The sequence below is a fragment of the Erythrobacter westpacificensis genome (assembly GCF_039542285.1).
GTDB lineage: Bacteria > Pseudomonadota > Alphaproteobacteria > Sphingomonadales > Sphingomonadaceae > Alteraurantiacibacter > Alteraurantiacibacter westpacificensis.
In genome coordinates this window covers 1-720 of the sequence record NZ_BAABHV010000037.1, presented here as the reverse complement: position 1 = coordinate 720, position 720 = coordinate 1, and the positions used below count along the sequence as shown (strand labels likewise).

Genomic DNA, 720 nt, shown 5'->3' with positions numbered 1-720 from the left:
GGATGCGTGGGCTCCCCCGCGATATCAGCGACTTCGAGATGAAGGCATTTTTCACCTTCGATGGTGCCGAGCGCGACGCAATCAATGCACGCCGAGGTGATTCCCACAAGCTTGGTCTGGCGCTCCATATTGGTTTCCTGCGCATGAGTGGGCGTTTGCTCGGTGCCTTTCGGGTAATTCCAGTAGCCTTGTGGCGCCACCTTGGCAACGAGCTTGGCATTGCAGCACCAGAAGTCGCCTCGCTGAGAGCCATGTATGAACGCGGGCGCACGCTATTCGATCACCAACAAGTAGCCTGCACGGTCCTTGGATTCCAGTGGATGAGCGAGCACCAGCGCCGCTCACTGGTACGTGAACTGCGCGACGAAGTGGCGCGCTGCGCCGACCGCGATCAGCTACTCGTGCGGGCGCGTCAATGGCTGTACAAGAACAAGCTGGTGATCGTGCACGAGCGGGCAATTCGGACACTGATTGCGGCGGCACTTGCCCAGCTTGAAGTTGAAACAGGCACCGCCATCGCCGCCAGCGTTGATCCAGCAACACTTGATCGCTGGCGAGCCTCAGTTTCAGAGCTGCGCCCAGATGGACAAACCCAGCAGAGTTGGCTATGGGCTGCACCGGCGAAACACTCAACCCGCCAAATCAGCGAGGTACTGGAGCGCATCGACCTGCTTTACACGCTGGACGTTCATAAGCACCTGGCAGACATCCCCGATCTCA

At 59.2% G+C, this 720-nt stretch carries 1 protein-coding gene; it reads left to right on the top strand.

Annotation, left to right across the window (positions count from 1 at the left end):
* Nucleotides 1-2: 2 nt before the first annotated feature.
* On the top strand, nt 3-720 hold a 718-nt coding region (locus ABFX23_RS17660), incomplete at its 3' end, for a DUF4158 domain-containing protein (protein ID WP_346034188.1).